5 protein-coding genes are annotated in these 3,711 nt (G+C 65.7%); all 5 read right to left on the bottom strand.

Features of this window, described 5'->3' with window-relative positions; all coding sequences use genetic code 11:
• Positions 1-702 (bottom strand): branched-chain amino acid ABC transporter permease (locus tag AC1D34_RS36165; RefSeq protein ID WP_476826859.1); only part of this gene is annotated, 702 nt, incomplete at its 3' end.
• A 4-nt stretch (positions 703-706) separates the two neighbouring features.
• Complete coding sequence (locus AC1D34_RS36160; RefSeq protein WP_441504559.1) at positions 707-1,621, bottom strand: branched-chain amino acid ABC transporter permease; 915 nt, start codon at positions 1,619-1,621, stop codon at positions 707-709.
• Positions 1,622-1,636: 15 nt separating this feature from the next.
• A complete protein-coding gene (locus AC1D34_RS36155; protein WP_476826858.1) occupies positions 1,637-2,758 on the bottom strand; it encodes an ABC transporter substrate-binding protein in 1,122 nt (373 codons plus the stop codon).
• Positions 2,759-2,829: 71 nt separating this feature from the next.
• Positions 2,830-3,381: a 3-hydroxyanthranilate 3,4-dioxygenase gene (locus AC1D34_RS36150; protein ID WP_441488463.1), complete on the bottom strand. Its 552-nt coding sequence runs from the start codon at positions 3,379-3,381 to the stop codon at positions 2,830-2,832.
• A gap of 33 nt (positions 3,382-3,414) precedes the next feature.
• The coding region (locus tag AC1D34_RS36145) for a dihydrodipicolinate synthase family protein (RefSeq protein ID WP_476826857.1) at positions 3,415-3,711 on the bottom strand (297 nt) is incomplete at its 5' end.

Below are 3,711 nucleotides of genomic sequence, written 5' to 3'. Positions count from 1 at the left end.
GACGACGAAGGCGGTGAGCTTGTAGGAATAGGGCGCGACGCCGATCGCCGCCATGCGGCGCTCGCTCTGCCGGATGCCGATCAGGACCATGCCGAAGCGTGATCCGACGATCCGCGAAAGCGCGCCGAAGACCAGCGCGGCCGCCGCCAGGCAGATGAAGTAGAACACCGTGTCGTTGCGGGTGTCGAGGTCGAGCAGGACATTGCGGCGGCGGATGATCAGCCCGTCATCGCCGCCATAGGCCTTGATCGAGACGAACAGGAAGAACAGCATCTGCGCGAAGGCGAGCGTGATCATGATGAACTGCACGCCGCTCGTGCGCAGGCAGAGCGCGCCGATGCAGAGGGCGAGGATGCCCGCGACAAGCATCGCGGCGGGAAGGGTGATCAGGAGCTGGTTCGTTCCCGGCAACAGGCCGAAGAGCAAGGTGTCGCCGACGAAGCTCTGGTAGAGGATGCCGACGACATAGCCGCCGATGCCGAAGAAGGCGGCATGGCCGAAGCTCACCATCCCGCCGAAGCCCAGGGCGAGATTGAGGCTGGCGGCGGCAATTGCGTAGATCAGCACGCGGGTCGCCAGGGGCACGAGCGAGGGCTGGCCGATGGCCTGCAGGACGAAGGGCAGGGCGCCGAGCGCCAGGCCAATCGCGGCAGCGGTCAGGAGCCGGCCACGGGCCGGCGCCCGGGCGATAGGACTGGTCATGATGTCATGCATGGGCGGGAAAGAGCCCCTTCGGGCGCATGAGCAGCACGATTGCCATCAGCAGGTAGATCCCCATCGAGGACAGGCCGCCGGCGAGCGCATCTGCCTCGGATGGATTCATGACCGAGCGCAGCAGGCCGGGGAGGAAGGCGCGCAGGCTGGTGTCGACGAGGCCGACGATCAGCGCGCCGAAGAAGGCGCCCCGGATCGAGCCCACGCCGCCGATCACCACGACCACGAAGGTCATGATCAGGATCTGCTCGCCCATGCCGACCTGGACGGCGAGGATCGGCCCCGCCATCAGCCCGGCAAGTCCGGCGAGCAAGGCGCCGAGCCCGAACACCGCCGTGTACAGCAGGCGAATGTCCACGCCGAGCGCCCTGACCAACTCGCGATGGGTCGCGCCGGCGCGCACCAGCATGCCGACGCGTGTGCGGTTGATTAGGAGATAGAGCCCGAAGGCCACCGCAAGGCCAACCGCGATGACCGCGATCCGGTAGACCGGATAGACCAGCCCCGGCAGCAATTCGACGGAGCCGTTCAGTTCAGGAGGCACCGAGACGAAGAGCGGCTGCCTGCCGAACAGGATCGTCACCGATTGGTTGAAGATGAGGATGAGCGCGAAGGTCGCGAGCACCTGATCGAGATGGTCGCGCGCATAGAGCCGGCGCAGGACCAGGAGTTCGACCGCCATGCCGGCCGCCGCCGCCGCCGCGAGCCCGGCTGGCACTGCGAGCAGCAGTGAGCCGGTGCTGGTCGCGACAAAGGCTCCGGCATAGGCCCCGATCATGTAGAGCGAGCCATGCGCCAGGTTGATCACGCCCATGATGCCGAAGATCAGTGTCAGCCCGGCGGCGAGCAGGAACAGCATCACGCCGAACTGCAGGCCGTTGAGCAGTTGTTCGAGGATCAGCGCCATGGGCGGTCCACCTGATCAGAGCTTGCACTGCGCCGCGTAGGCGTCGCCGTAATTCGTCAGGATCTTGYCGACGGTCTTGAGGACGAGCTTGCCATCGCTGTCCTTTTCGGCCCGCAGCCCATACCAATCCTGGATCGGATGCTGGTTCGGGCCGAACTTGAAAGCGCCGCGCACGGACTGGAAATCGGCCTTGGCGAGCGCCTTGCGCAGGGCCGGCACATCGGGTTTTCCAGCGGTGGCCTTGAGCGCGGAGGCGATGGCCAGCGCCGTGTCATAGCCCTGGCTCGCGTAATAGGTCGCCGGGCGGTTATAGGCCTTGGTCCAGGCCGCCATGAAGGCCTTGTTGGCCGGGTTGTCGAAGTCGGAATTCCAGTGGCTCGAGGCGTTCACGCCAAGCGCGGCATCGCCGACCGCGGCAAGCGTCACCGCATCGAGCGAGGGGGCTGCGACGACCATCGGAATCTTGCCGGTCAATCCCGCCTGCTGGTACTGGCGCAAGAATGCGATACCGAGGCCGCCGGGGTTGAACTGGTAGACGAAGTCGGGATTGGCGGCACGAATCTGCGCCATCTCCGCGGCGAAATCGGTCTGGTCGAGACGGGTATAGACCTCGCCCACGACCTCGCCCTTGAACATCCGCTTGAAGCCGGCGATGGCATCCTTGCCCGCCTGGTAGTTGGCGGCCAGGACGAAGGCCTTCTTATAGCCGAGATTGTTGGCGTTCTGGCCGGCGCTCTCGTGCAGGCTGTCGTTCTGCCAGGCGATGGCGAAGTAGTTCTCGTGGCATTCCTTGCCCGCGAGATTGGACGGCGCGGCGTTGGCGCTGACATAGAGCGCGCCGGAATCGACGATGTCGGGCACGGTGGCGCCGGCGACGTTCGAGAAGACGATGCCGGTCAGGATCTTGATCCCATCGGTCTTGAGCATGCGCTCCGCGATCTGCTTGCCCTGACCGGGCTTGAGAGCGTCATCCTCGACGACAAGCTCGACGGGAGCGCCGCCGAGCTTGCCGCCCTGCATCTCGATGGCGAGCTTGAAGCCATCGCGAATATCCTGGCCGAGATATCCGCCCGGTCCGGACAGGGTGGTGATCATGCCGATCTTGACGGGCTGCTGGGCGATGGCAGCTCCCGTCATCGAGGCGGAGGCCAGCAGGCCCAATAGCAATCTGCGAGGCGCGGCCGGGATCCGCCCGCGCCGCTGAATTCCTACAGGCAGACCCATCCGGCCGGCGGTTCCTTGCCGGGATGGAGCGTGCCGCAATGCGGGCAGGTGCGGGCCTGCTCGTTGTTGTAGAAGGCCTTGTAGAGCGGCGGCAGGTCGTCGACGATGCTGACCAGATCGACCTCGACGCGATGCACGAGCTTCGTGCAGTTGAAGCAGTACCATTCGAAGGCGTCGAGCCAGCCCTCGGGCCGCTTCGGCTCGATGACGAGGCCGATTGAGCCTTCCTGCGGGCGCTGCGGCGAATGGCGCACATGCGGCGGCAGCAGGAAGATCTCGCCCTCCCGGATCGTCACGTCGTAATGCTTCCCGTCATCCACGACCTTGAGCATCATGTCGCCCTTGAGCTGGTAGAAGAACTCCTCCACCGGATCGTCATGATAGTCGGTGCGCTGGTTGGGGCCGCCGACGACGGTGACCATCAGGTCGGAATCCGTCCAGATCTGCTGGTTGCCAACCGGAGGCTTCAGCAGATGCTGGTGCTCCTCGATCCATTTCGCGAAGTTGAAGGCCTTCAGCCGTCCTTCCGTCGCCATCGTTCCACCTCTCCCGTTTCGTCTGCCGGCGGCTCAGCCGGTCTTGGCCAATGATGCATCTGCGGCGTGCAGCTTCAGGCCGCAGGACTCGAAGGCGGCGCGCGTCGCAGCCTTCTCTGTCTCTGTCAGCTCCAGCAGCGGCGGCCTGACCCGGCCGCCGGCCTGGCCGAGCAGCTCCTGCCAGTATTTCTGATGGGCGTGCGGTTTCTCGGCGGGCCTTGTGCCACGCAGCGCCTCGCGGACCGGGTTCAGGCTGTCGCGCACGGCGCGCGCCTGCGCGGCGTCGCCACGGAAGGCGAGATCGGTATATTCGCGCATCCGCAGATCATG

Source organism: Allobosea sp. P1_A7, from assembly GCF_056406775.1.
The sequence above is the reverse complement of the archived record's forward strand: the minus strand, read 5'-3'. Positions and strand labels throughout refer to the sequence as shown.

Excerpts from the sequence above, each read along its gene's own strand:
- AC1D34_RS36160 (WP_441504559.1), bottom strand. The coding sequence starts at position 1,621 with ATGGCGCTGATCCTCGAACAACTGCTCAACGGCCTGCAGTTCGGCGTG.
- AC1D34_RS36150 (WP_441488463.1), bottom strand. The coding sequence starts at position 3,381 with ATGGCGACGGAAGGACGGCTGAAGGCCTTCAACTTCGCGAAATGGATC.